Source organism: Nonomuraea sp. NPDC049152 (genome assembly GCF_040648355.1).
Lineage (GTDB): Bacteria > Actinomycetota > Actinomycetes > Streptosporangiales > Streptosporangiaceae > Nonomuraea.
Genome location: NZ_JBEZDO010000007.1, coordinates 296,954 through 320,684 on the forward strand (window position 1 = coordinate 296,954; position 23,731 = coordinate 320,684).

Consider the following 23,731-nt stretch of genomic DNA (forward strand, 5'->3'; position numbering starts at 1 on the left):
CGCGAGCTGCGGCCTTTAGCCGCGGACGCCCCAGGAGTCCCTGCCCACACGCCCATGCCGCCCAGCCAGGCAGGACCAGGAAGGTGCGCCGTTAAAAACGGGCATAAGATACAAAAACGCCCGCGAGAAAACCTCGCGGGCGTCCGTGAAGACCGAAAAGGGTCAGCCGCCGGCCACGGCGGGGATGATGGAGATCTGCGCGCCCTCAGGAGTGGCGCTGTCGAGTCCGCCCACGAAACGGACGTCCTCTTCCCCGACATAAACGTTGACAAAACGGCGAAGCTTGCCCGATTCATCCAAAATTCGCGCGCCGATACCCGGGTAGTCGGCGTCGAGCTTCTGCAGCACCTCGCGAAGCGTGGCACCCTCGCCACTCACCTCCGCGCTGCCGCCCGTGTACGTGCGCAGGATGGTGGGAATCCGCACCGAAACGCTCATGACTTCTACCTTTCCTTTCAGACAGCCGCGCGGAACGCGTCAAGGGACGGCCTGATCACGGCCGTGGGTGTGGCGTCGTCCGCGATCGCGTCGAGCGTCTTGAGCCCGTCACCGGTGTTGAGCACCACGGTGGTCAGCGAGGGGTCGAGCTGACCCGTGTCGACGAGCTTCTTCAGCACGCCGACGGTCACCCCGCCCGCGGTCTCGGCGAAGACGCCCTCCGTGGACGCCAGCAGCTTGATCGCGGACACCACCTCGGCGTCCGTCACGTCCTCGACCGCCCCACCCGTACGGCGGGCGATGTCGAGCACGTAGGGCCCGTCGGCGGGGTTGCCGATGGCCAGCGACTTGGCGATGGTGTCGGGCTTGACCGGCTGCACCACGTCGTGCCCTGCCTTGAAGGCCGTGGAGACCGGCGAGCAGCCGAGCGCCTGCGCGCCGAAGATCTTGTAGGGGGCGTCCTCGACCAGCCCGAGCGCGATCAGCTCCTTGAAGCCCTTGTCGATCTTCGTGAGCTGTGACCCCGAGGCCACCGGAATGACGATCTGGTCCGGCAGCTTCCAGCCGAGCTGCTCGGCGATCTCGTAGGCCAGCGTCTTGGAGCCCTCGGCGTAGTAGGGCCGCAGGTTGACGTTGACGAAGCCCCACTTGTCGCCCAGCGGGTCGCCGATGAGCTCGGAGCAGAAGCGGTTGACCTCGTCGTAGGTGCCCTGGATGCCGACCAGCTTGCCGCCGAAGACCCGCGCCATGGCGATCTTGGCCTGCTCCAGGTCGGCCGGGATGAACACGCAGGCGTCGAGTCCCGCGCGGGCCGCGGCCGCGGTCACCGCGCCGGCCAGGTTGCCGGTGGACGAGCACGACAGCGTGTGGAAGCCGAAGTTGCGCGCCGCCTCGACGGCGATGGCGACCACGCGGTCCTTGAAGGAGTGGGTGGGGTTGCCCGAGTCGTCCTTCACGTGGAGGTCGCGAATGCCGAGCGCCTTGCCCAGATTGTCGGCCTTGACGAGCTTCGTCCAGCCAGGGTTCATGTTCTGCTTGCTCGCCACGTCGACGGGCACCGGCAGCAGCGAGCGGTAACGCCAGATGTTGGCGGGTCCTGCCTCGATGTCGGCGCGGGACACGGACCCGAAGGAGTAGGCCACCTCGAGCGGCCCGAAACACTCCAGACACGCGAAGCTGGGGCCGAGGTCGTAGCGCGCGCCGCACTCGCGGCAGGACAGAGCGACAGCAGGACCGAAGTCAAGCGACATGAAGCGAGGCCTTCCCTCATCTTCGTCTGCGACCACCCTGGCCACAGACCGGAATTGGCACCTGTCCCGGCCGGCCTCGTCACTTCACGAGTTCAGTCCGGGAGGGTTGCCGGGGCTTCGCAGGGCCGGTCCCTCCACCCCTCTGGATGAGCAATATGAAGTTATGGGCATCACCATACCCGGCCGTGCTCGTGACACGACCTGTCGTCTCACTAGCTGAGACGATAAGTATCACCGAGCGCGGCCTGAACGTACTTGCGCGCCTGGTGGATCCGCGACTTGGCGGTGCCGAGCGGGATGCCCAGTTGCTCGGCCACCTCGTTGTAGTCGAGCTGGACGATGTCGCGCAGCACCAGCGCCTGGGCCAGGTCGGGCTTGTCGGCCTCCAGCGCCTCCATGGCCTCGAGCAGGTCGAGCCGTGACCCCGCGATGACGCTCACCCTGCGCACGTCGGGCTTCTGCACGGGCAACTCCTCCGAGGTCTGCTCGGCGGCCCTGCGCTTCAACGACCTGTAGGTGGTGCGCGCGCAGTTGGCCGTCACGATGTGCAGCCACGTGCTGAACCTCGCCCTGCCCTCGAAACGGGCGATGTTGCGGGCGACCGCGAGCAAAGTGTCCTGGCACGCCTCCTCGGCGTCCTGGTGATATGGCAGGATACGGGCGCAGTGGCGCAGTACGTCGGGCTCGATCCGCTTCAGGAGCTCGCCAAGCGCGCGGTGATCGCCGCCCGCGGCGGAGCGGGCCAGTTCCTCGGTTAGCTCATCTAGGGCCATAGCGAGATCCTATGTTCGGGGTCATGGTGGATGTTGTGAACAGCGTTCTTGTGGCTTCGAACCGTGGCCCTGTCTCCTTCACCGTGTCCGACGACGGCGACCTGACCATGAAACGCGGCGGCGGGGGCCTGGTTTCCGGGCTCTCGGGAGTGGTCAGGGACGAGGGCGTGCTCTGGGTGTGCGCCGCGCTGTCCGACGGCGACCGCAGCGCCGTACGGCTGGCCCCCGGTGGTCGGCTCGACCAGGCGGGCTATGACACCGGCAAGTTGCGCATGCTGGACATCCCGCCTGCGACCTTCCACCGCGCGTACAACGCGGTGGCCAACTCGACCCTCTGGTTCGTCAACCACCTGCTGTACGACACGCCTAACGCCCCCTATTTCGGCACAAGGTTCACCAAGGAGTGGGAGTCCTACCGCGACTACAACGGCGCCTTCGCGCTGGCGCTGGCCGAGGAGGCCAGCCACGGCGCCAAGGTGATGGTGCAGGACTACCACCTGACGCTCACCCCTGCGATGCTCCGGGCCGAGCGCCCCGACCTGCGGATCAGCCACTTCAGCCACACGCCCTGGGCACCGCCCGAGTACTTCTCGCTGCTGCCCGACGAGGTCGCGCGCGAGGTGCTCGAAGGCATCCTGGGCGCCGACCACGCGGGGTTCCTGACCGAGCGGTGGGCCAACGCGTTCATGGACTGCTGCCAGAGCCTGCTGGGCGCCAAGGTCGTCGACAGGTCGGTCAGCCACGAGGGCCGCACCACCCGCATCGGCGTGCACGGCCTCGGCGTCGACGGCGATTCGCTGTGGAAGCGCGCCTGCGAGCCCGACGTCGAGTCGAACATGGCCGCGCTGCGCGAGCAGGTCGGCGACCGCAGGCTGATCGTGCGCATCGACCGCACCGAGCTGTCGAAGAACATCGTCCGCGGCCTGCTGGCCTACAGGGAGTTCCTCGCCGCCCATCCCGAGTGGCACGGCCGGGTGGTGCATCTCGCCTTCGCCTACCCATCCCGCCACGACCTGCCCGAATACCGCGAATACACTGCCGCCGTGCAACGCTGTGCCAAAGAGATCGAAGACGAGTACGCCACCGAGGACTGGGATCCGCTGATCCTCAACGTCAACGACGACTACCCGCGCTCTCTCGCCGCCTACCGCCTGGCCGACGTGCTGCTGGTCAACCCCATCCGCGACGGCATGAACCTGGTCGCCAAGGAGGGCCCGATCCTGTCCCCGCGCTGCGCACTCGTGCTCTCGCGCGAGGCGGGCGCGGCGGCCGAGCTGGGCGCCGACGCTCTCGTGATCAACCCCTTCGACGTCGGCGAGACGGCCGAGGCCCTGCGCGCGGGGCTGGAGATGGCGGAGGAGGAGCGGGTACGGCGATGCGCGAGGCTCAAGGCCGCCGCCACCGCCCTGCCTCCGCGACGATGGCTCGGCGAGCAACTTGCCAGCCTCTGACCGGCTGACCAGAGACAGAATCACCTGGCTCGTCTACCTCCAACTCGCTGTCTTCGCGACCTTCATCTACGGCCTCAGCGCCGCGCTCCCCCTGCTCCGCGCAGACCTCGGCGTCTCGGCCGCGGTCGGCGCCCTGCACGGAACCGCCATGGCCGCAGCCACCATCGCGGCGGGCCTCGCGATCCCGTTCCTCACCCGCAGGTACGGCAGGCGCGCCGCCGTCTGGATCGGCCTGGCGGGCATCAACGTCGGCATCGTCATCGTCATGCTGCTCCCCGTCCTACCCGCCACCCTCACCGGTTTCGCGATCGCGGGCGGCTTCGGCTCGGTCATGCTCTACACCGCGATGGCCGCGCTGAGCGACCACCACGGATCCGCCGGCCCGGCCGCCATCAGCGAGGCGAACGCGATCGCCGTCGTCGTGGGCATGGCTGCCACCTTCCTGGTCAGCCTGGCCGCCCAGTCGGCGTTCGGCTGGCGGGCCGCGCTGCTCCTCACCCCTGTGCTGTCCGCGCTGCTGGCGCTCACCATGGGCGGAATCAGGCTCGCAGGGGCGCAGGAGCGCTCCGCCAGGGTCACGGGGCGGCCCGGCTGGCGCTTCCACGCCGCCTGCGCGGTGCTGTTCTGCTGCGTGGCGATCGAGTTCAGCTTCAACCTGTTCGGCGCGGAGCTGCTGGCAGGCCGTACAGGACTGAGCACGGCGACCGCGGCCACGGGGCTGACGGCCTTCATCGGCGGCCTCGCCGTCGGCAGGTTCGTCGGCGCCCGGCTGGCGCTGCTGCTGCCGCCCGCGGCGCTTCTGGTGAGCGCACTGGCGGTGACAGGGGCCGGCTGGCTGCTGTTCTGGCTCGGCACCGAGCCGCTCGTGGCCTACACGGGTCTGGTGATCAGCGGCCTCGGCGCCTCCATGCACTTCCCGCTGGCAATGGCCGGGGTGATCGCCGCCTCAGGCGACCGCCCCGACCTGGCCTCGGCCGCCTCCCCGGTCTGGGCCGGGCTCGCCATGGGCGTGGGCCCGTTCGCCCTCGGCGCCCTCGCCGACGGCTACGGCACGCACACCGCGTTCCTCATGGTGCCCGTGCTGGCGGGCCTGGCCGCGGGCGGTGTGCTCAGCGCCAGACAGCCCGCTTGAGCGCGGCCCCGAGTCCCGGCGTCGACCACTGGTCCACGATGAGGATCTTCGACGTCGGCAGGTACCAGATCCGCTGCGGGTAGGTCACCTTGGTCGGCTTGAAGCCTTGGGTGTGGCAGGTGATCTTCCACTCCCTGTGGTACGCCTTGTGCCCGCTGCCGACCGGCCTGAGTCCCGAGACGCTCGGCTTCTCCGGCAGCGGCGAGGAGTAGTAGCGCTTGTCGTGGACGCACTCCATCACGCCGCTGCTCGGGTGGTAGGGCTGGTCGACCCTGAACGGGTTGCCCTCCGAGGCGTACCTGATGCTCTGCGGGCCCAGCAGCCAGAACCCCTGGCACTCGGTGGCCCGCTTGCCGCACGGTCCGGTGATCACGTGGACGGCGCCGAACTCGGACTTCTTGACCTTCCACGCGGCGGGCACCTTGATCGTTGTTCCTCTGAAGGACAGCGCCTGCGTGTCGGCGTGGGCTCCGGTCAGGACGAGCGAGGCCGTCACGGCCAATGTCATCAACATGAGCGCGAAGCTAGTCTGCCCCGGTTGCAGATGAATCGCGGATGGCTGCCGCCAGATCGGCGAGCAGCGCGATGATGCCCTCGGGCCCGTCGACGACCAGGTCGGCGCGCTCGGCGAGCTCGGTGACCTCGGCCGAGCCGCTGCACACGGTCACCCCAGGCAGGCCCGAGGCCCGCACCGCGTCGAAGGCGGCCAGATCTCCCAGGTCGTCGCCCGCGAACAGCACCGAACGCGCCGCCCGCTCGGCCAGGAACAGGTCGAGCGCGTGCCCCTTGTCCATGCCGGGAGGTCGCAACTCCAGCACCATCCGGCCAGGCTCGACGACGAGGGAGTGCGCCGCCGCCAGCTTCTCGAGCGGATCGCGCAGCAGCTCCAGTGCCTTCGCCGGGTCGGGGGCGCGCCTGGTGTGGACGGCCACCGCCCGTTGCTTGTCCTCGATCGTCACGCCCTCGATGCCCTCGACGAGCCTGGGCAGTTCGGCCTTCGCCCGCATGACGCCGGGAGGCGGCGGCGGGGCGCTCACCCTGCCGCCCTCCCAGCGCTCGAACCCGTAGTGACCGAGCACGACCAATCCAGGGACCTTCTCCAGCCCTTGGCCGTACTCGATGGCGGTGGCGGCAGGCCTGCCCGTCACGATGACCACCGCCTTGACCCTGCTGCCCAGTTCGGCCAGGACGGCAGAGGCGGCGGGATGGATCCTGGCGTCATGGGGGTCGGGCACGATCGGCGCGAGCGTGCCGTCGAAGTCGAGCCCGATCACCGCGCCGCCCGGATCGCGCACAATGGCTTGGATTCCTGGAATGCTCATCACGCGGCTGGCCGTACCCAGGCAGTCAGGGGCGCATTCCCAGCCTGCGGGCCGCGCGCTCCCTCTGGCGGGCCGCCCTCAGCCTTCGCAAGCGCTTGACCAGCATCGGGTCGTGCTCCATCGCCTCCGGCCTGTCGATGAGATCGCCCAGCAATTGGTAGTAGCGGGTGGCGGAGAACCCGAAGGCGTCGCGGATCGCGTGCTCCTTGGCGCCCGCGTGACGCCACCATTGGCGCTCGAAGGCGAGGATCTTCAGGTCGCGCTCGGACAGGGGTCGTGGTGGTTCCTGGGCAGCACTGTCACCGCTGACCGGTGCAGTGTCCATGGTCTCTCCTCCTTGGTCGGCGCGGCCCGTGGCCCATCGTAATGTGCGGAGTGCGGCTGTTCACGGCGGTTGCGGAGACGTACAGTCACGAAGTGTGAGCCCAGTCATCACGCTTCTCACCGACTACGGACTCGAAGACGGGTATGTGGCCGCCTGTCACGGAGTGATCGCGGGGATCGCTCCGCAGGTCCGCGTGATCGACGTGTGCCACCTCGTGCCTTCGGGTGACGTCCGCAGGGGTGCGGCGATCCTCGCCCAGACCATCCCCTACCTCCCCGCGGGCATCCACATCGGGATCGTCGATCCGTGCGCCGGCGGCGCGCGCCGCGCGGTCGCCGTCGAGGCGGGCGAGCGGATCTTCATCGGCCCCGACAACGGCCTGCTGTCCTGGGCGATCGCCACCAGCGGGGGCGCCACGGCCGCCCACGAGATCACCAACACGGACCTGCTCCTCAGCCCCGTCTCGCCCACCTTCCACGGCCGGGACGTCTATTCGCCCGTGGCGGCGCACCTGTGCACGGGGAACAAGCTGTCGGACGTCGGGTCCGAGATCCCGCTGGACAGGCTCGTCTCGCTACCTTCGCCCATCTCGCACGTCCGGGAGGGGGCGGTGGAGGGCGAGGTGGTCTCTGTGGACAGGTTCGGCAACACCCAGCTGTCGATCGCGGCGGGCGACCTGGCCTCGGTCGGGGTGCGCGTCGGGGACACGCTAGGGGTGTGGCTGGGACGGCGACAGGTCTCGTTGCCCTTCCGCGAGTCGTTCTCCGCGGTGCCGCCAGGGGAACTGGTGGCTTTCACGGACTCGGCCGGGTTGATCGCGCTGGCCGTCAACTCGGGGGACGCGGCCCAGCGCCTCGGCCTCCCACCCGGCGCCCACGTCCGCCTCTCCGCGCTGCCCTGACCCGTTCTTCGGGGGTGAGGGGATGGGTGTGACAAAACGGGGTGGATGTGGGTGAAGCGCAAGAAGTGGTAGTTACACCGCGTATCGGTCTGTTTACCGAACCGTCGGATTGACCCATCACGCGCGTGCCAGAATGCACCGCATCGAAGCGTCCCTCTCCCCCTTCCGAGGCCGACGTGATCCGACTTTCCCTTGCCCTGATCCCCATCATGACCATGATCTGGCCGAGCGCGGAGCCTCCGGTGGCCGAGCGATGGCGGGCATGGCCGGCCTCCGAGGTCTTCCCCGCGAGGCTCCCCGGCACCACCCCCTCGGGCGCCCGCACCGCCTACGTCCTGGCGGGCATCGCGCCCGAGACCCCGTGCGTCCGCGCCTTCCAGCGCGACACCGGCCTGCGCGGCTGCCGCACCGCCCTGCGCGCCACCTACGTCGACACCACTCAGACCTTCGCCGCCACCGCCGGCATCGCCGTACTCACCGGCCCTCACGCGCGCCAGGACGAGCCGCGAAGCACCAGGCCCGCCACCGTCAGGCCCTACACCGTCCCCGGCGGGCCCGCCGAGCTGTTCGGCCCTCGCCAGTACATCACCGGCGCGCGGGCGAGTTCCGACGCCCGCTACGTCGTCATGACAGCCGCCGGCTACACCGACGGCAGGCCGTACAGCAGGGGCGAGAGCGCGACCCCGCGCCTGCGTCGGATGGCGCGCGAGCTGGCGGCGGCGATCCACCGGCGGCTCACCGGATGAGGCGGATGTTCGCCGCCCTCCTGGCGGCCGCTCTGCTGACCGTCAGCACGCCCACGGTCGCCGACGAGGTGGCGACCACGGCGCGCGAACGGCAGTGGCAGCTCGGGACGCTGCGCATGGCGGAGGCCTGGCGCCTCACCAGGGGCGCGGGCGTCACGGTGGCGGTGCTGGACACCGGCGTCGACGCCCGCCACCCCGACCTGCGGGGCGCGGTCGTCAAGGGCCCCGACCTCACGGGGCAGAATCCCGGTGGCGACCGCTGGGGTCACCACGGCACCGCGATGGCCAGCCTGATCGCAGGCCGCGGCCACGGCAAGAACAGGGCCGGCGGGGTCATCGGCATCGCGCCCGAGTCGACCGTGCTGTCGGTGCGGGTCACGCTGGAGAACGACGATCCGCGCCGCGAGCTGCAGCGCACCAGGTCCCGCGGCCACGACTCGCTGGCCAGGGGCATCCGCTACGCGGTCGACCACGGCGCGCAGGTGATCAGCATGTCGCTCGGCGGCGGCAGCGGCACGTGGGAGGGTTCGGCGGCCGAGGAGGAGGCCGTGCAGTACGCCCTGGCGCGCGGCGCGGTGCTCGTCGCCTCCGCGGGCAACGACGGCGAAGGACCGAACAGGAAGAACTTCCCCGCCGCCTACCCCGGGGTGATCGCCGTCGGCGCGGTCGACAGGAAGCTGAAGGTCGCGGCCTTCTCCAACCGCCAGACCTACCTGTCCGTGGTCGCGCCGGGCAAGCAGATCGTCAGCGCCGACGGCCCCCGCTCCTACGTGATCGGCGACGGCACCAGCTCGGCCGCCGCGATGGTGGCGGGCATCGCGGCGCTGGTCAGGTCCGCCTACCCCCGCCTCACCCCCTTGCAGGTACGGCGGGCGATCGAGAGCGGCGCCGACAGGGAGGGGCACAGCAAGGCCTACGGCCACGGCGTGGTGAACGCGGCGCACGCGCTGGCCGAGGCGCGCCGCCTGGCCGAGCGGGCCCCTGTCACCGCGCCCGAGGGCCTGCCGTACTTCGGCGGCGGCCCCTCCGGCACGGGCACGGGCACGGGCACCAGGCTGCTGGTGATCGCCGCGCTGCTGGTGCTCGCGGTCGCGATGGCGGCCAGGCTGGTGGCGCTCAGCAGGCGGGAGCGGCGCTAGTACCGAGCAAGCGCTTGTGTGATACTGCTCCTCATGACGTGGTTCGACGGTATCGACCTGCTCGGCACCCGCTGCACGACCTGCCAGGCCGTCTTCTTCCCCCCGCATCACGGCTTCTGCCGCGACCCGCTGTGCGAGGGCGAGGAGCTCGTGGAGCACCGGCTGTCCAGGCGCGGCACCGTGTGGTCCTACACCAACGCCTGCTACCCGCCGCCCGCGCCGTTCGTGGCGGCCGAGCCGTACGAGCCGGTGACGCTCGCGGCGGTGGAACTCGACCAGGAGCGCATCGTCGTGCTCGGCCAGGTGAAGGACCTGACGATCGACGACCTCAGCGTCGGCATGGAACTGGAGCTGACCGCCGGCACGCTCGCCGACGGCCCGTCCGTCTGGATGTGGGGGCTGCCGCGATGAGCGTGGTCGTGATCGGCGCGGGCATGCACCCGTGGGGCAAGCAGGGCAGGCCCTTCCACGAGTACGGCGTGGCCGCCGCCAGAGCCGCCCTGGCCGACGCCGGGATCGCCTGGAACGACGTGCAGTTCGTGGTGGGCGCCGACACGATCAGGAACGGCTACCCGGGCTTCGTCGCCGGCGCCACCTACGCCCGCGCGCTCGGCTGGTCTGGCGCGCGCATCGCCTCCTGCTACGCCGCCTGCGCCTCCGGCGCCCAGGCCGTCGACCTCGCCCGCACCAGGATCATGGCAGGCCTCTGCGACGTCGCCATGGTCATCGGCGCCGACGCCACCCCCAAGGGCTTCTTCACCCCCGTCGGCGGCGACCGGCCCGACGATCCCGACTGGCTGCGCTTCCGGCTGCTCGGCGCCACCAACCCCGCCTACTTCGCGCTCTACGCCCGCAGGCGGATGGCCCTGTACGGCTCCACGCCCGAGGACTTCGCCGCCGTGAAGGTCAAGAACGCCCTCGCCGGATCGCTGAACCCCAACGCCCGCTACCGCAAGCCCGTCACAGCGGAGGAGGTCCTCGCCTCCCCCATGGTCGCCGACCCGCTGCGGCTGATGGACATCTGCGCGACCTCCGACGGCGGCGCGGCGCTCGTCCTCGCCTCCGCCGCCTACGCGCGCAGGATCGGCGCGGCCACCCCCGTGAAACTGGCCGCGGTCGCGACCGTCACGCCCACCTTCCCCAAGACCGTTCTCGATCTGCCGGACTTCGCCACCGACCCGCCCGTGCGCGAGAGCGTCCCCTTCCGCGCCGCCCTCGCCCACGCGGCCTACGAGGAGGCCGGCCTCGGGCCGCGCGACCTGTCCTTCGCCGAGGTCTACGACCTGTCCACCGCGCTCGAACTGGACTGGATGGAGGACCTGGGCCTGTGCGCGAGGGGCGAGGCCGACAAGCTGCTGCGCGCGGGCGACACCGTGCTCGGCGGCCGAGTCCCCGTGAACCCCTCAGGCGGCCTGGCCTCCTTCGGCGAGGCCATCCCAGCCCAGGCCATCGCACAGGTCTGCGAGCTGACCTGGCAGCTGCGCCGTACGGCGGGCGGGCGGCAGGTCGAGCACGCCCAGGTGGGCATTGCCGTCAACCAAGGCCTGTTTGGGCATGGTTCGGCGGTTATCGCGATGAGGTGACCCGGATTGAACCCTTAGCCCCTGACATGTTCTACTGATGAACACGGACAGTAACTGTTCAGATACGGAGCGCGTTGGATCTCGCGTTCTGGCACGTTACTTTCAGGGGGAAATTCAAATGATCCGTTATATTCTCGTCGGCGCCGCCGTACTCGGACTCTCGGTGGCCGGCCCTGTCTACGCCGCTTCAGCCGAGGCGCTCCATGGCCCCGACCCCGCCGGCGACCTCGCCGGCGCGACAGCTCCCGCCACTGGCACCGCCGCTGCCGCCACAGCTCCCACCACAGGCGCCGCCGCTCCGGCCACAGGCGCAGCAGCCCCCGCCACAGGCACAGTCGCTCCCGCCACAGGCGCAGCAGCCCCCGCCACAGGCACAGTCGCTCCCGCCACAGGCGCAGTCGCTCCCGCCGCCGGAGCCGCCGCTCCCGTTTCCAAGGCGGCGGCTCCCAAGGGTGCCGAGGCCCCTGCTACCGCCGCGGTGGCTCCCGCGACAGACGCTGTCGCTCCGGTCACGGCCGCCGCGGCCCCGGTGACAGAAGCGGCACCTCCTGTCACGGGCCGGCCCGGCGGCGTCACCGGCGCGTCCGCACCTGTCACGGGGGCGGCTGCTCCCGGCACCAAGGCCGCGGCGCCCGCCACCGGAGCCGACACCCCCGTCACCAACGCAGTGGCAACGGATGAAGCCGACACACCGGTCACCAACGCGGTGGCAACCGACGAAGCCGACACACCCGTCACCAACGCGGTGGCAACCGACGGCCCCTTCCGCGGGCGTCCCATCGGGAGGTAGGGCCGGAAAGGGAGAAGCCCCCCACCCAAAGGCGTGTGGGGGGCTTCTTCGCGCGGCTCAGCCCGCGTGCACCACGTCGTGCGTCTCGGCGAAGTGGCACGCGCTCTCGTGGCTCGTGCCCGGCCTGATCTGCAGCAACGGCTCCTGTTCGGCGCAGATCTCCTGCGCCTTCCAGCAGCGGGTGCGGAAGCGGCAGCCCGACGGGGGGTTGGCGGGCGAGGGCGGGTCGCCCTGCAGGATGATCCGCTCGCGCTGCTCCCTCCCCTCAGGGTCGGGTACCGGCACCGCCGACAGCAGCGCCTGCGTGTAGGGATGCGCGGGCTTGTCGTAGATCTCGGTGTCCTTGCCGAGCTCGACGAACTTGCCCAGGTACATCACCCCGACCCGGTCGGAGATGTGGCGCACCACCGACAGGTCATGGGCGATGAAGATGTAGGCCAGGTCGAACTCGTTCTGCAGCCGCTCCAGCAGGTTGATGACCTGCGCCTGGATCGACACGTCCAGCGCCGACACCGGCTCGTCGCAGACGATGACCTCCGGCTGGAGCGCCAGGCCTCGCGCGATGCCGATGCGCTGACGCTGACCGCCGGAGAACTGGTGCGGGTAGCGGTTGACGTGGTCGGGGTTGAGGCCGACCACCTCCAGCAGCTCCTGCACCTTCTTGCGACGGTCGCCCTTCGGCGCGACCTCGGTGTGGATGTCGAACGGCTCACCGATGATGTCGCCGACGGTCATCCGGGGGTTCAGCGAGGTGTAAGGGTCCTGCATCACCATCTGGATGTTGCGGCGCATCCGCTTGAGCTCGGCGCCCCTGGCGTTGGCGATCTCGCGGCCGTTCACCTTGACCGAGCCGGAGGTCGGCCGCTCCAGCGCCATCAGCAGCTTGGCCAGCGTCGACTTGCCGCAGCCCGACTCGCCGACGATGCCGAGGGTCTCACCCTTGTTCAGGTCGAACGAGACGCCGTCGACGGCCTTGATCGCGCCGATCTGCCGCTTGAGGACGATGCCCTGGGTCAGGGGGAAGTGCTTGACCAGGTCGCGGACCTCGAGGATCGGCTCACCCACGGCTGCCATCGAGGACCTCCCTCCAGTAGTAGCAGGCGCTGCCGCGCACGCCGCTGATCTCGTAGAGCGGGGGGACGTCGGTCACGCAGTTGTCCTGCCGGTAGGGGCACCGGGGGTGGAACGCGCAACCTGACGGCATCTCCAGCAGGTTGGGCGGCAGGCCCTTGATCGCGTACAGCTCCTGGCCCTTCATGTCGACCCTGGGGATCGAGTCGAGCAGGCCCTTGGAGTAGGGGTGCGCGGGGGCCTTGTAGATGTCGTACACCGGGGCGTTCTCGACGATCCGCCCGCCGTACATGACCGAGATCTTGTCCGCGACGTCGGCGACCACGCCGAGGTCGTGGGTGATCAGGATCAGGCCCATGTTGCTCTCGCGCTGGAGCTCCGCGAGGAGCTCCATGATCTGGGCCTGTACGGTCACGTCGAGCGCGGTGGTCGGCTCGTCGGCGATCAGCACCTCGGGGTCGAGCGCGATGGACATCGCGATCATGATGCGCTGGCGCATGCCGCCGGAGAACTGGTGCGGGTAGTCGTTCACCCGCTGCCTGGCGGCGGGGATGCGCACCTTGTCCATCAGCTCGACGGCCTTCTTCATGCCGTCGCGCTTGCTCATCCCGCGGTGCACGCGGAACATCTCGCTGATCTGCCAGCCCACGGTGAAGACCGGGTTGAGCGAGGAGAGCGCGTCCTGGAAGATCATCGCGATCCGCTCGCCGCGGACCTGGGTCCTGGCCTCCTCCGACAGCTTCAGCAGGTCGGTTCCGTGGAACCGGATCTGCCCCGCGGGGATCTTCGCGGGCGGCATGTCGAGGATGCCCATGATCGCCTGTGCGGTCACGGACTTGCCCGAACCCGACTCTCCGAGGACGGCGAGCGTCTCGCCGGCGTTCAGCGAGTAGCTGACGCCGTTGACCGCTCTGACGACGCCCGCCCTGGTGTGGAACTCCACGTGCAGGTTGTCCACAGCCAGCAGCGGCTCGTTGCCCAGCCCTCCCTCGGCTGGCAACACGTCGAGTGCCGACTTCTTCTTCATCATCGCGATTCCCCCCTCTCTATCGCAGCTTCGGGTCGAGTGCGTCTCGTACGGCGTCGCCGATCATGACGAAGCTCAGGACCGTGATGCTCAGGAAGACCGCGGGGAAGATCAGCGGCTCCGGAGCCATGAGGAACCTGTTGCGCGCATCAGCGATCATGAGACCCCAGGAGATGCTGGGCGACTGGATGCCGACGCCGAGGAACGACAGCGCCGCCTCGCCCGCGATGAACACGCCCAGGTTCATGGTGCAGACCACGATGACGGGCGCCATCGCGTTGGGCAGGATGTGCCGCACCGAGATGCGCCACGAGCTCGCGCCCAGCGCCCGCGCCGCGGTGACGTAGTCCTGGTTCTTGGCGCTGATGACGGCCGCGCGCATGATGCGCAGCACCATCGGCCAGGCCAGGATCGCCAGCGCGAGCACGACGATCCAGACGCCCGCGTTGTCCCTGCCGACGACCGACAGCAGCAGCAGCGCGCCGAGGATCGAGGGGATGGCGAAGAAGATCTCGGCCACGCGGGAGAGGATCACGTCGACCCAGCGTCCGTAGAACCCGGCGATCAGCCCGAGCGTTCCGCCGACCAGGCCGGTCACCAGCGAGGTCAGCACGCCCACGAGGATCGAGACCCTGGCGCCGTGGATGACGCGCGCGTAGGTGTCGCAGCCCTGGTTGTCCAGGCCGAACCAGTGCGCCGAGCTGATGCCCTGGCGGGCGTCGGCCAGGTTGCAGGCCGTGGGGTTCTGCGGTGCGAACACCCCGGGCATGAGCGCCATGAGGACCAGCACGATCGCGATGAGCGAGCCGACCACGAAGACCTTGTTCCTGCGCAGGTCGTACCAGGCGTCCGACCAGAGGCTGGCCGGCTTCTTCTCCTTCGGCTTCCTGCGCGAGGGCGCCTTGGGCGCCGTGACGGTGTTCAGGTCACTCATAGCGGATCCTGGGGTCTAGGACGGCGTACAGCAGGTCGACGATAAGGTTCGCGAGCAGGTAGACCAGGACGAGAACCGTGACGATGCCGACGACGACGGCGTTCTCACGCCGTGCGACCGACTGGAAGAGCTGCTGGCCGATCCCGTTCAGGTTGAAGATCGCCTCGGTGATCACCGCGCCGCCCATCAGTGAGCCGAGGTCGGCGCCCAGATAGGTGATCAGGGGGATCAGCGAGTTGCGCAACGCGTGCCTGCCGAGGACCCTCCTGCGCGGCATGCCCTTGGCGACCGCCGTGCGGATGTAGTCGGCCCTCAGGGTCTCCATGAGGCTGGTCCTGGTGAGCCGGACCAGGTAGGCGATCGACGTGCCCGCGAGCACGAAGCCAGGCACGAGGAAGCTTCGCCACCCCGCGTCGGTGCCCGAGATGGGGAAGAAGTCGATGCCAAGGGACGTCTTGAGCTTGACGCCGAGAACGAGCTGCAGGACGAAGCCGCTCACCAGGGTGGGCACCGACACCAGCAGCAGCGTCAGGGCGAGGATGCCGTAGTCCTCCCAGCGGCCCCGGCGCAGAGCCGCGAGCAGACCAAGACCGAGGCCGACGATCGCCTCGATGATGAGAGCCGTCACCGCGAGCTGGATGGTGACCCCGAACTTGCCCGCGAACAGCTCATTGACCTGGACGCCCTGGAAGGTTTCGCCGAAGTCGCCGACGAAGACGCCGGTGATGTAGTGCCAGTACTGCACGATCAGCGGATCGTTGAGCCCGTACTGCTCACGCAGCTGCGCCGCGAGCACGGGGTCGATGCGTCGTTCACCGCCCAGGATGGCCACGGGATCGCCGGGCAGGGCATAGACGGTGCAGAAGATGAGAAATGTGGAACCCAGCAGAACAGGGATCGCCTGGAGCAGGCGCCTGATCGCATAGCGGCCCATGATGTCTCCCGATCATCGCGAAGGGCAGCCCGGCAACCTCCCGGGCTGCCCTCAGTTGTCAGGGCCCCTCCAGCAGGCATCTGGTGGACGCCTGCCGGAGAGCGCGGGTCATGGTCAGGAAGCCCGCTCGACCTTGGCGAGGTCGATCCGCTCGAACGGGTCGATGGTCACGTTCTTGACGTTCTGCGAGTAACCACCGTTGGTCTGGTAGAAGTACACCGGCACGTACGGCATGTCCTTCACCAGCATGTCAGCGGCCTGCTGGTAGAGCTTGACGCCTTCGTCGTCGCTCTTGGCGGAGTCGCCCTGGACGAGCAGGTCGTCGAAGTCCTTGTTCGAGTAGCGACCGTGGTTGGAGCTACCACCGGTGCCGAAGATCGGGCGGAGGTAGTTCTCGATGGACGGGTAGTCCATGATCCAGGCCATGCGGAAGGCGCCGGTGACCTTGCCCTTGTCCAGCTCGTCCAGGATGGAGGCGAAGGACTCGTAGGGCTCCGCCTTCACCTCGACGCCCAGGTTCTGGCGCAGGTTGTTGGCGGCGGCCTCGATCCACTCCTTGTGTCCGCCGTCACCGTTGTAGGAGAGGGTGATGGGGCCCTTGCCGCCGGAGTTCTTCTCCCACAGCTCCTTGGCCTTGGAGGGGTCGTAGACGCACTCGACGCAGGCGCCCTTGCGGTAGCCGGCCACCACGGGGCTCACGAAGTCGTCGGCCGGCACGCGGGTGCCGGAGAAGACCTGCTCCGTGATGGTCTTCCTGTCGATGGCCATCGAGACGGCCTTGCGCAGCTCGACGTTCTTGGCCCACGCCTCGCCGTTCTTGGTGTTGAAGCCGAAGTAGCCCACACCGGAGGACGGCTGCTCGATGTAGCGGTCACCCAGCTCCTGCTTGGCGGTGGCGATGGCCTCGGGCGGCAGCTGGTCCATGATGTCCAGGTTGCCGGCGCGCAGCTCGTTCCACGAGGTGCCCTTGTCGCTGGAGATCTTGAAGTCGACCGCGTCGATCTTCGCCTTGCCCTCGACGAAGTCGTCGTAGCGCACGACGGAGATGGTGGTGTCCGTCGCGGGCTTGAACGGCTTGGCCATCTTGAAGGGGCCGTTGCCAACGGGGCTCTCGCCGAACTCCTTCTTGATGCCACCGTTGCCGTCGAAGGCGACGGAGGGCATCGGCATGAAGGTGGTGTAGCCGAGCATCGTCTTGAAGCCGGAGTAGGAGTGCGCCAGCGTGACGGTGAAGGTCTTGTCGTCGACGACCTTGAGGCCCGTGAGGGTCTTGGCCTTGGGCTCGGGGGCCTTCTGCGGGCCCTCCTCGCCGTCGGGGTCGGCGGGGGCGACGTCCTCGTAGCCCTGGACGGCGGAGAAGAAGTGGCCGCCTTCCTGGACGTTGGGGCCGTAGGCGGCGGCGTTCCACGCGTCGACGTAGCTCTTGGCGGAGACGGCCTCGCCGTTGTGGAACTTGTAGCCGTCCTTCAGCTTGATCGTCCAGACCTTGGACTCGGCGTCAGGCTCGATGGACTCCGCGCCGCGAAGGATCACGTTCTTGTCCTTGTCATAGTTGACAAGGCCGACGAACAGCGCGTTCAGCACCTCGGCACCACTGGTGTCATTGGTGTTGATGGGGCTCAGCTCGTGCTGGGGCTTGGCGATGTCAACCGTGACCGGCTTGGCTGAGGATCCGCTGCCCTTGTCGTTGCCGGCCGTCCCACCACCGCCGCTACCACAAGCGGCGACCGCGACGGCCAGCAGCGCGGTACCGGCGACGATCTGTGCGCCCTTAGTAACACGCATTAGTAGATTTTCCTCCCTCTACAGGTGGGCGTAAGCGCTGAGCTGCGAAGTCCTAGGCAGCCTGACGGAGGGTCCTTGTCAATCCCCCGGGTTTGGCTGACATGGTCAAACCAGCTGACGCCCTGCCAGTCGATCGCGACTATCCCTCACTACTTGCCACCCGCGAGTCTCTGGCGCATTGCAGTTCGGTCACACGTCTGCGAGCACGGCGTCACACCCATCCGCCTGCCGGCCGCGAAGAATCCTTTATTAGGACTAATCGGTCATTCGGGGATGAGTAGGGCGCCTGCGCCGCCGAGTCAAATTACACCTCATCGGACAGTGCTTCGGCCGCGCCCACACCGCGAGCCCGCCTGGGCTACCGTTGACCAAGTCTTGGTGGGCACCTGGAACCCGACCCGCCCAAGGCGACGTCCAAGTCTCTGTGGCAAACCGCCGCCCGAAGCACCTCACCTACCTGGATCCAATAGAGTCCATGCCATGAGCCAGCCGGAATCCGCTGTCGCGGACGCCCAGGCGGGCGGCCGCAGCGGGGAGCCGCTGAGCAAGCTCGCCAAGCGATACGGACTTCGTCGTGCCATCGCACGGCCGAGGTTCCACGCCTACCTGCGCCAGTTGTGGGAGCGGCGGCACTTCATCATGACGTACGCGACCTCGCGCAACGTCTCGAAGTACAGCAGCTCGGCGCTCGGTCAGCTGTGGCAGGTGCTGACGCCGCTGCTGAACGCCGCCATCTACTACGTCATGTTCGGCCTCATCCTGGGCGGGCAGGGCAAGATCGAGCACTACCCCGCGTTCCTGCTGACGGGCATGTTCGTCTTCACCTACACGCAGCGGTCGGTGACGGCGGGCGCCAAATCGATCTCGGGCAACCTCTCGCTGATCAGGGCGCTCCACTTCCCCCGCGCGGCGCTGCCGCTGGCGTACGCGATCCAGGAACTGCAGCAGCTGGCCATCTCCATGGGCATCCTCATGGTGCTCGTCGTGGTCTCCACAGGGACACTGCCCACGTTGTTCTGGCTGATGATCCCCGTCGTGCTCCTGCTGCAGACGATGTTCAACATCGGGGCCAGCCTCGTCATGGCCCGCGTCGGCTCCTCGATGCGCGACATGAACCAGCTGCTGCCCTTCATCATGCGCACCTGGCTCTACGCCTCCGGCGTCTTCTTCTCCATCCAGGAGAAGGTGGTCGGCACGGCTCACATGCCCCAGTGGGTCGCGAACGTCATGTACGCGAACCCGGCGGCGTCCTACATCGAGTTCATGCGAGACATCCTGCTTCCCAAGCACCCTGTCCCGACGTGGGCTTGGATGAGCTGCGTATTCTGGGCGGTGTTCGCACTCGCCTTCGGCTTCTGGTACTTCTGGCGCGCCGAGGAGAGGTACGGCCGTGGCTGAGCTGACGGAGGAGCTGTCCCAAGTGAAGGCTGAGGAGCCCGGCGTCCCCAACCAGGACGTCAGGGTCCACCCCAACCCGGAGCCTCCCGCTCCCACGACGGGTACGCCGACCGTCATCGTCGACGACCTCCATATCGTCTACCGCGTCTTCGGTGCCGCCTCGGACCACGAGAAGGGCAACGCGGTCAACGCCCTCATGCGCATGGTGAAGCGCCAGGGGCGGCCGCAGATGAAGGAGGTCCACGCCGTCAAGGGTGTGACCTTCGTGGCCTACCACGGCGACGCCATCGGCATCGTGGGCCGTAACGGCTCGGGCAAGTCGACGCTCCTGCGAGCCATCGCGGGCCTGCTGCCACCCCACGAAGGCGCCGTCTACACCGACGGCCAGCCGTCGCTGCTCGGCGTCAACGCCGCCCTCATGCGCGAGCTGACCGGCGAGCGCAACATCGTGCTCGGCTGCTACGCCATGGGCATGACCCCCGCGCAAGTCAAGGAGGCGTACGACGAGATCGTCGACTTCTCCGGCATCGGGGAGTTCGTGCAGCTGCCCATGTCCACCTACTCCTCCGGCATGGGCGCCCGCCTGCGCTTCGCCATCTCCTCGGCCAAGACGCACGACGTGCTCCTGATCGACGAGGCGCTGGCCACCGGCGACAGGGACTTCCGCAAGAAGAGCGAGAAGCGGATCAAGCAGATCCGCGAGTCCGCCGGCACCGTGTTCCTGGTCGCCCACGATCTCAAGGTGATCGAGGAGACCTGCAACAGGGTCATCTGGCTGCACAAGGGCAAGATCCGGATGGACGGCGACCCCAAAGAGGTCATCGCCGCGTACAACAAGGGCTGATCCGCCGAAGGCCGGGACGCCGATCTCCGTCTTCCACCACCGCCGGGTGGAAGATGGAGACGGTAAGCCCGAACTCACCGGAGGTGCATCTTGCCCGCACAGCCACCCGTCCCGTATGACTTCCTGCCGGAAGTCCCCTCCCTGACCGTCGAGAGCGACGACGTCCGCGATGGAGAGCGCCTCCCCGAGGCCCACGTGTTCGACGGCTGGGGCATGACAGGCCAGAACCTCTCCCCCCACCTGCGCTGGTCGGGCGCTCCTGAGGGCACCAGGAGCTTCGCGGTCACCTGCTTCGACCCCGACGCCCCCACGGGCAGCGGCTTCTGGCACTGGCTGATGTTCGACATCCCCGCCGGCGTCACCGAACTGCCCACGGGCGCCGGCGCCGCCGACGCCAAGATCGGCACCCAGGCGCGCAACGACTTCGACATCAAGGCGTACGGCGGCGCCGCACCGCCTCCCGGTCATCCCCACAGGTACCTGTTCGCCGTGCACGCGCTGAGCGTCGAGTCGCTGGACGTCGATCCCGGCGGTCCCGCCGCGGTGGTCGGCTTCAACATCACCGCGAACACGCTGGCCAGAGGCTTTATCGCACCTGTGTACGAAACCTGAGCGACTCAGGGGACAAAGGCCTGACACCACCCTCGACGTTCCGATATGATTCGAACGCTGTTTCGAGCTGAGGAACATGATGGAGTGGGGGCGCGCGATGCGAGAGCTGTCGACCGCGATTGACCACCTGGCCATCGAGGATCCGTCCGAGATCCCCAGGGCCGAGCTCGCCGAGCAACTGATCGAGCTGCACTGGCAGATGGCCAGGCTCCAGGCCCAGATCGCCCGTCGCACGGGCGTCCGCATCACCTGACAGACACCCGCTCCATCACCGCCGAAGGCCGGTGAAGGCCCGCACATGGCGAAACCGGTGGCCTGATTCCAGGCCACCGGTTTCGTGGATCCGGCCGCGACGACCACGTCACCACAACAGGCACGTCGCCAAAGGAGGAAGGCGAGGCCCACCCAGCGAGCCGATCGGCAGGCGGTCCGTCCGTGAGCCCGTGGCCCACGCCCGCCGGCCGAATCGACCTGAGGCCGCTGCTTCTCTCTCACCCCGATCACCGCCCGTTCGACGAGACGTCCCCATCGTCATCGAACGGTTCGTGGGTCACGGGCGCCGTCGCGGCGCGTCAGGGGCGCTCCCGGGGAGCGTCCCTTCGGCGGGCACTGGCCACGCGCCTGGGGAGGCGCTCGGCCGGGCTTGCCGTACGGGGTCACACCCACCGGCACCGGCTGTGACGCGCGGTTGCGATCCCACCGGCATCGTGGAGGACCGTGCCCGCGGCCAGGTGTGCTGGATGCGACCCCTCGCAGGGGAGCCGTCGCGCGGCGAGCCATGGGCACCGTATGACCCGCCCGTCGCGAGGCGTCCTCCGCTGTCAGTTCTGAGCGGCGAGGTCGGTCGCCTGGGCGACCGACTCGACGACCGCGCCGTGCATCTCGCTGGTCGAGCCGATTCCCCTGTTGACGTTGCCGTCGACGGCGCGGGCGGCGTCATCGACGAGCGGGGCGATCTCGTCGATGGTGGCGGCGCCCGCGGCGCCGGGCAGCGCGTTGACGACCGGCGAGGCCTCGACCGGCGTCAGGTCGCGGACCAGGGGCGCCAGCTCGGGCCGGCCCTTCCTTGGAACCGCGTGGTCGACCTTCTCGGTGACGCCGCCCGCGGCCGCCTCCTTGTCCTTCAGGCCATTGAGGCCCTCGGTGGCGCTGCCCGCCAGGCGCCAGGCGCCGTTGAGCGTTTCGGCCGCGAGGCCCTCCTTCTGCGACGAGCCGTCCGCCACCTTGGACGGGGAGGCGCCCAGCACCGGCTGGACCAGGCTCTGAACCTGCTCGAACGGGCCGTCGGTCAGGCCGGCGCGCGACGCCGACGCGGCGTCCTGACCGTTGAGCAGGGTGCCGCCCACCGCGCCCAGCCGCTTGGCGTCGAGCTGGCCCTTCCCGATCACCGAACCCAGTTCGTTGACCTGCGGGATGTTGGGGAGGAGTGCAGCCTCCCCCCGGTCGACGAAGGAGTTCTGGGCCTGCACTGGCACGGCCACGGCCGCGGCGAGCCCGCACATGGCGACGGCTACCGCCGCCTTGATAATACGGTTCATGATTGCCTTCCCGGCTCTTATTCCGATTCGCCTTGTTCGTTATCCGAATAGCGAATCGAAGTCCCCCGAAAGCCGGCGTGCGCGCTAGGGGCGCCCCGTGGAGCGCGCACCGTCCGGCTGAGCTACCGACGCAGTTCTATCACCACCGCGAGCGGCCGGGATCGCCGTAAAACCCGGAGGCCACCGTGACTGGAGCTCCAGCATGAGATCAAGCGGGCGGCCGACAAGTCCGGACATAGGGAGGGTGGATTTCGGATATTCCCCCGACGCCCAACCAGTCGATCCATGGAGTCCCACCGGCCCGGTACAACGGCTCGGAAAACAAATGTCCCGGGCCGGGGGTTCAGATTTTTCCGTTGCGGGATAACCGCTTGACCGCTCAGGCCGAGAGCAGAGCCTCCTGCGCGGCGGCCTCCCACGGGAAGCGGTCAGCGAAGGCCGGGCGCAGATCGGACAACCATGCGGCCTGCGGGTCATAGCGGGCGAAGAACGGCCTGCCGACCAACGAGGGGTCCCGCGACTGGATGAGGTGGAGCACGAAGACCTTCTGCCCCGCGATCTCTGTGACGCCGTCGACACAGACCTTGCCCGGCGTCGCGGACATCGAGGGCCCCCGCACCGTACGGCAGAGCCCCGACACCGACGCGTACGCGTCCCTGAAGACCTCGTACGCCCGCGCGAGCGGCACGGCGAAGTAGTCCTGAGGACCCGTGTCCCGCTCGACGAACATGTAGTAGGGGATCATGCCCATCCCGAGCTGCTGCCGCCACATCGACGACCACACCTCGGGGTCGTCGTTGATGGACCTGATCAACGGCGCCTGCGTGCGGATCGTCGCCCCCGAGGCGAGGATGCGCGAGACCGCCTGCGACACCAGCGGCGACTCCAGCTCCCGCGGGTGCGAGAAGTGGGACATGAACGCGAGGTTCTTGCCCGCCGCGACGACCCGCTCGAACAGGCGCAGCGTGTCGTCGGCGTCGGGGTCGGTGGTGAAGCGCTGCGGCCAGTACGCCAGGGACTTGGTGCCGATGCGGATCGACTCCAGCTGCTCGACCTCCAGCAGCGGCTCGACGTAGCGCCTGAGCACCGGCTCGCCCATGATCATGGGGTCGCCGCCGGTCAGCAGCACGCTGGTGACCTCGGGGTGCTCGCCCAGGTAGGCCACGAGCTGTTCGACGTCGTCGGAGGCGAACTTGAGGTCCGCGTCACCCACGAACTGCGCCCATCTGAAGCAGTAGGTGCAGTAGGCATGACACGTCTGTCCCTGTTTAGGGAAGAAGAGCACGGTTTCTGGATATTTGTGCTGCATGCCAGGCACGGGCTCCTTGCCGATGCGCGGCACGTTGAGTGAGAGCTGTCCTGCCGGATGCGGGTTCAGCTTCATCCGCACCCTGTTGGCCTCCGCCTGGATCTCCGCGTTCGGCGCCTCGGCCTTCAGCAGATCGGCGAGCCTGTCCACATCGGGACTCGGCAGCATGTCCGCCTGTGGGAAGACCAGGCGGTAGACAGGGTCGTCGGGCGCGGCCGACCAGTCGATGAGTTCATCCACGACGTAGGCGTTGGTCCGAAAGGGCAGGACTGTCGCCACCGCCCTCACCTTCAGCCGTTGGGTCTCGTCGAGCCCCGCCCGGAGAAGGAGCTCGTCCAGATGCTTGGAGGTGTAGGCCTTGAAGCGTCGCGTTCCCGCTTGGTTCAAGATCACTAGGCCTTTCCCATCTTTTTTGTTCGATCGGATGTA

24 protein-coding genes and 1 riboswitch are annotated in these 23,731 nt (G+C 68.6%); of the genes, 11 read left to right on the forward strand and 13 right to left on the reverse strand.

The genetic code is table 11. The features are described 5' to 3' along the window. Nucleotides 1-162 precede the first annotated feature (162 nt). The 3 genes from AB0B45_RS16330 to AB0B45_RS16340 all read right to left on the reverse strand — a co-directional run bounded on the left by AB0B45_RS16330 (nt 163) and on the right by AB0B45_RS16340 (nt 2,461). The gene (locus AB0B45_RS16330) at nt 163-438 is read right to left on the reverse strand and encodes a MoaD/ThiS family protein (RefSeq protein WP_358131001.1); all 276 of its coding nucleotides are present in this window, start codon (nt 436-438) and stop codon (nt 163-165) included. A gap of 17 nt (nt 439-455) precedes the next feature. Further along, the gene (thrC, locus tag AB0B45_RS16335) at nt 456-1,688 is read right to left on the reverse strand and encodes a threonine synthase (protein WP_358131003.1); all 1,233 of its coding nucleotides are present in this window, start codon (nt 1,686-1,688) and stop codon (nt 456-458) included. Between the two features lie 13 nt (nt 1,689-1,701). Then, nucleotides 1,702-1,841, reverse strand: a riboswitch (SAM riboswitch). 59 nt (nt 1,842-1,900) lie between these two features. Beyond that, nucleotides 1,901-2,461 carry an RNA polymerase sigma factor gene (locus tag AB0B45_RS16340; protein WP_358131005.1) on the reverse strand — a complete coding sequence of 187 codons (561 nt, stop codon included), beginning with the start codon at nt 2,459-2,461 and terminating at the stop codon, nt 1,901-1,903. Nucleotides 2,462-2,484: 23 nt separating this feature from the next. On the opposite strand from AB0B45_RS16340, the gene AB0B45_RS16345 reads away from it, so the two are divergent. After that, entirely contained in the window at nt 2,485-3,912 is a 1,428-nt protein-coding gene (locus tag AB0B45_RS16345) for a trehalose-6-phosphate synthase (RefSeq protein ID WP_358131007.1), read from the forward strand. After that, nucleotides 3,899-5,044, forward strand: a complete 1,146-nt coding sequence (locus tag AB0B45_RS16350) for a hypothetical protein (RefSeq protein ID WP_358131010.1) — start codon at nt 3,899-3,901, stop codon at nt 5,042-5,044. The genes AB0B45_RS16345 and AB0B45_RS16350 overlap by 14 nt, the downstream gene beginning before the upstream one ends. Here the strand turns inward: AB0B45_RS16350 and AB0B45_RS16355 are convergent. From AB0B45_RS16355 to AB0B45_RS16365, 3 genes are read right to left on the reverse strand one after another with little or no spacing between them, the layout of a single operon-like run. Beyond that, a complete protein-coding gene (locus tag AB0B45_RS16355; RefSeq protein ID WP_358131013.1) occupies nt 5,022-5,558 on the reverse strand; it encodes a hypothetical protein in 537 nt (178 codons plus the stop codon). The genes AB0B45_RS16350 and AB0B45_RS16355 overlap by 23 nt on opposite strands. 10 nt (nt 5,559-5,568) lie before the next feature. Further along, nucleotides 5,569-6,366: a trehalose-phosphatase gene (otsB, locus tag AB0B45_RS16360; RefSeq protein WP_358131016.1), complete on the reverse strand. Its 798-nt coding sequence runs from the start codon at nt 6,364-6,366 to the stop codon at nt 5,569-5,571. A gap of 25 nt (nt 6,367-6,391) precedes the next feature. Beyond that, nucleotides 6,392-6,691 carry a DUF3263 domain-containing protein gene (locus AB0B45_RS16365; protein ID WP_358131019.1) on the reverse strand — a complete coding sequence of 100 codons (300 nt, stop codon included), beginning with the start codon at nt 6,689-6,691 and terminating at the stop codon, nt 6,392-6,394. A gap of 94 nt (nt 6,692-6,785) precedes the next feature. Here AB0B45_RS16365 and AB0B45_RS16370 point away from each other — a divergent pair, with 94 nt between their 5' ends. The 5 genes from AB0B45_RS16370 (at nt 6,786) to AB0B45_RS16390 (ending at nt 11,060) form a co-directional block, all read left to right on the forward strand. Beyond that, the gene (locus tag AB0B45_RS16370; RefSeq protein WP_358131021.1) at nt 6,786-7,592 is read left to right on the forward strand and encodes an SAM-dependent chlorinase/fluorinase; all 807 of its coding nucleotides are present in this window, start codon (nt 6,786-6,788) and stop codon (nt 7,590-7,592) included. Between the two features lie 209 nt (nt 7,593-7,801). Beyond that, nucleotides 7,802-8,338 (forward strand): hypothetical protein, encoded by a 537-nt coding sequence (locus AB0B45_RS16375; RefSeq protein WP_358131024.1) that lies wholly within the window; start codon nt 7,802-7,804, stop codon nt 8,336-8,338. 5 nt (nt 8,339-8,343) lie between these two features. After that, a complete protein-coding gene (mycP, locus tag AB0B45_RS16380; protein WP_358131027.1) occupies nt 8,344-9,477 on the forward strand; it encodes a type VII secretion-associated serine protease mycosin in 1,134 nt (377 codons plus the stop codon). Nucleotides 9,478-9,510: 33 nt separating this feature from the next. After that, entirely contained in the window at nt 9,511-9,888 is a 378-nt protein-coding gene (locus AB0B45_RS16385; protein WP_358131030.1) for an OB-fold domain-containing protein, read from the forward strand. Next, complete coding sequence (locus AB0B45_RS16390; RefSeq protein ID WP_358131031.1) at nt 9,885-11,060, forward strand: lipid-transfer protein; 1,176 nt, start codon at nt 9,885-9,887, stop codon at nt 11,058-11,060. The genes AB0B45_RS16385 and AB0B45_RS16390 overlap by 4 nt, the downstream gene beginning before the upstream one ends. 847 nt (nt 11,061-11,907) lie before the next feature. Here the strand turns inward: AB0B45_RS16390 and AB0B45_RS16395 are convergent. From AB0B45_RS16395 to AB0B45_RS16415, 5 genes are all read right to left on the reverse strand, one after another. After that, the gene (locus tag AB0B45_RS16395; RefSeq protein ID WP_358131034.1) at nt 11,908-12,924 is read right to left on the reverse strand and encodes a dipeptide ABC transporter ATP-binding protein; all 1,017 of its coding nucleotides are present in this window, start codon (nt 12,922-12,924) and stop codon (nt 11,908-11,910) included. Continuing rightward, on the reverse strand, nt 12,908-13,951 hold the full coding sequence (locus tag AB0B45_RS16400) for an ABC transporter ATP-binding protein (RefSeq protein WP_358131036.1): 1,044 nt from the start codon (nt 13,949-13,951) through the stop codon (nt 12,908-12,910). Before AB0B45_RS16400 ends, AB0B45_RS16395 begins: the two co-directional genes overlap by 17 nt. 16 nt (nt 13,952-13,967) lie before the next feature. Beyond that, nucleotides 13,968-14,882, reverse strand: a complete 915-nt coding sequence (locus AB0B45_RS16405; protein ID WP_358131039.1) for an ABC transporter permease — start codon at nt 14,880-14,882, stop codon at nt 13,968-13,970. Then, on the reverse strand, nt 14,875-15,816 hold the full coding sequence (locus tag AB0B45_RS16410; RefSeq protein WP_358131041.1) for an ABC transporter permease: 942 nt from the start codon (nt 15,814-15,816) through the stop codon (nt 14,875-14,877). The genes AB0B45_RS16405 and AB0B45_RS16410 overlap by 8 nt, the downstream gene beginning before the upstream one ends. A 114-nt stretch (nt 15,817-15,930) precedes the next feature. Further along, nucleotides 15,931-17,601 (reverse strand): ABC transporter substrate-binding protein, encoded by a 1,671-nt coding sequence (locus AB0B45_RS16415; protein ID WP_358131044.1) that lies wholly within the window; start codon nt 17,599-17,601, stop codon nt 15,931-15,933. Between the two features lie 480 nt (nt 17,602-18,081). On the opposite strand from AB0B45_RS16415, the gene AB0B45_RS16420 reads away from it, so the two are divergent. The 4 genes from AB0B45_RS16420 to AB0B45_RS16435 all read left to right on the forward strand — a co-directional run bounded on the left by AB0B45_RS16420 (nt 18,082) and on the right by AB0B45_RS16435 (nt 20,708). Then, a complete protein-coding gene (locus AB0B45_RS16420) occupies nt 18,082-18,999 on the forward strand; it encodes an ABC transporter permease (RefSeq protein WP_358131047.1) in 918 nt (305 codons plus the stop codon). Beyond that, the gene (locus AB0B45_RS16425; RefSeq protein WP_358131050.1) at nt 18,992-19,843 is read left to right on the forward strand and encodes an ABC transporter ATP-binding protein; all 852 of its coding nucleotides are present in this window, start codon (nt 18,992-18,994) and stop codon (nt 19,841-19,843) included. The genes AB0B45_RS16420 and AB0B45_RS16425 overlap by 8 nt, the downstream gene beginning before the upstream one ends. A 90-nt stretch (nt 19,844-19,933) precedes the next feature. Further along, entirely contained in the window at nt 19,934-20,455 is a 522-nt protein-coding gene (locus AB0B45_RS16430) for a YbhB/YbcL family Raf kinase inhibitor-like protein (protein WP_358131053.1), read from the forward strand. Nucleotides 20,456-20,552: 97 nt separating this feature from the next. Further along, complete coding sequence (locus AB0B45_RS16435; RefSeq protein ID WP_192781480.1) at nt 20,553-20,708, forward strand: hypothetical protein; 156 nt, start codon at nt 20,553-20,555, stop codon at nt 20,706-20,708. A 568-nt stretch (nt 20,709-21,276) separates the two neighbouring features. Here AB0B45_RS16435 and AB0B45_RS16440 read toward each other — a convergent pair. Both AB0B45_RS16440 and AB0B45_RS16445 read right to left on the reverse strand, forming a co-directional pair. Then, on the reverse strand, nt 21,277-21,993 hold the full coding sequence (locus tag AB0B45_RS16440) for a hypothetical protein (RefSeq protein ID WP_358131056.1): 717 nt from the start codon (nt 21,991-21,993) through the stop codon (nt 21,277-21,279). A gap of 379 nt (nt 21,994-22,372) precedes the next feature. After that, entirely contained in the window at nt 22,373-23,695 is a 1,323-nt protein-coding gene (locus tag AB0B45_RS16445) for a lysine 2,3-aminomutase (protein ID WP_358131059.1), read from the reverse strand. Nucleotides 23,696-23,731 lie beyond the last annotated feature (36 nt).

Coding starts and splice junctions, on each gene's coding strand:
- AB0B45_RS16340 (WP_358131005.1), bottom strand. CDS start 2,461: ATGGCCCTAGATGAGCTAACCGAGGAACTGGCCCGCTCCGCCGCGGGC.
- AB0B45_RS16400 (WP_358131036.1), bottom strand. CDS start 13,951: ATGATGAAGAAGAAGTCGGCACTCGACGTGTTGCCAGCCGAGGGAGGG.
- thrC (WP_358131003.1), bottom strand. CDS start 1,688: ATGTCGCTTGACTTCGGTCCTGCTGTCGCTCTGTCCTGCCGCGAGTGC.
- AB0B45_RS16405 (WP_358131039.1), bottom strand. CDS start 14,882: ATGAGTGACCTGAACACCGTCACGGCGCCCAAGGCGCCCTCGCGCAGG.
- AB0B45_RS16330 (WP_358131001.1), bottom strand. CDS start 438: ATGAGCGTTTCGGTGCGGATTCCCACCATCCTGCGCACGTACACGGGC.
- AB0B45_RS16345 (WP_358131007.1), top strand. CDS start 2,485: ATGGTGGATGTTGTGAACAGCGTTCTTGTGGCTTCGAACCGTGGCCCT.
- mycP (WP_358131027.1), top strand. CDS start 8,344: ATGTTCGCCGCCCTCCTGGCGGCCGCTCTGCTGACCGTCAGCACGCCC.
- AB0B45_RS16355 (WP_358131013.1), bottom strand. CDS start 5,558: ATGTTGATGACATTGGCCGTGACGGCCTCGCTCGTCCTGACCGGAGCC.
- AB0B45_RS16440 (WP_358131056.1), bottom strand. CDS start 21,993: ATGAACCGTATTATCAAGGCGGCGGTAGCCGTCGCCATGTGCGGGCTC.
- AB0B45_RS16375 (WP_358131024.1), top strand. CDS start 7,802: ATGACCATGATCTGGCCGAGCGCGGAGCCTCCGGTGGCCGAGCGATGG.
- AB0B45_RS16435 (WP_192781480.1), top strand. CDS start 20,553: ATGCGAGAGCTGTCGACCGCGATTGACCACCTGGCCATCGAGGATCCG.
- AB0B45_RS16390 (WP_358131031.1), top strand. CDS start 9,885: ATGAGCGTGGTCGTGATCGGCGCGGGCATGCACCCGTGGGGCAAGCAG.
- AB0B45_RS16410 (WP_358131041.1), bottom strand. CDS start 15,816: ATGGGCCGCTATGCGATCAGGCGCCTGCTCCAGGCGATCCCTGTTCTG.
- AB0B45_RS16395 (WP_358131034.1), bottom strand. CDS start 12,924: ATGGCAGCCGTGGGTGAGCCGATCCTCGAGGTCCGCGACCTGGTCAAG.
- AB0B45_RS16415 (WP_358131044.1), bottom strand. CDS start 17,601: ATGCGTGTTACTAAGGGCGCACAGATCGTCGCCGGTACCGCGCTGCTG.
- AB0B45_RS16385 (WP_358131030.1), top strand. CDS start 9,511: ATGACGTGGTTCGACGGTATCGACCTGCTCGGCACCCGCTGCACGACC.
- AB0B45_RS16365 (WP_358131019.1), bottom strand. CDS start 6,691: ATGGACACTGCACCGGTCAGCGGTGACAGTGCTGCCCAGGAACCACCA.
- otsB (WP_358131016.1), bottom strand. CDS start 6,366: ATGAGCATTCCAGGAATCCAAGCCATTGTGCGCGATCCGGGCGGCGCG.
- AB0B45_RS16420 (WP_358131047.1), top strand. CDS start 18,082: ATGAGCCAGCCGGAATCCGCTGTCGCGGACGCCCAGGCGGGCGGCCGC.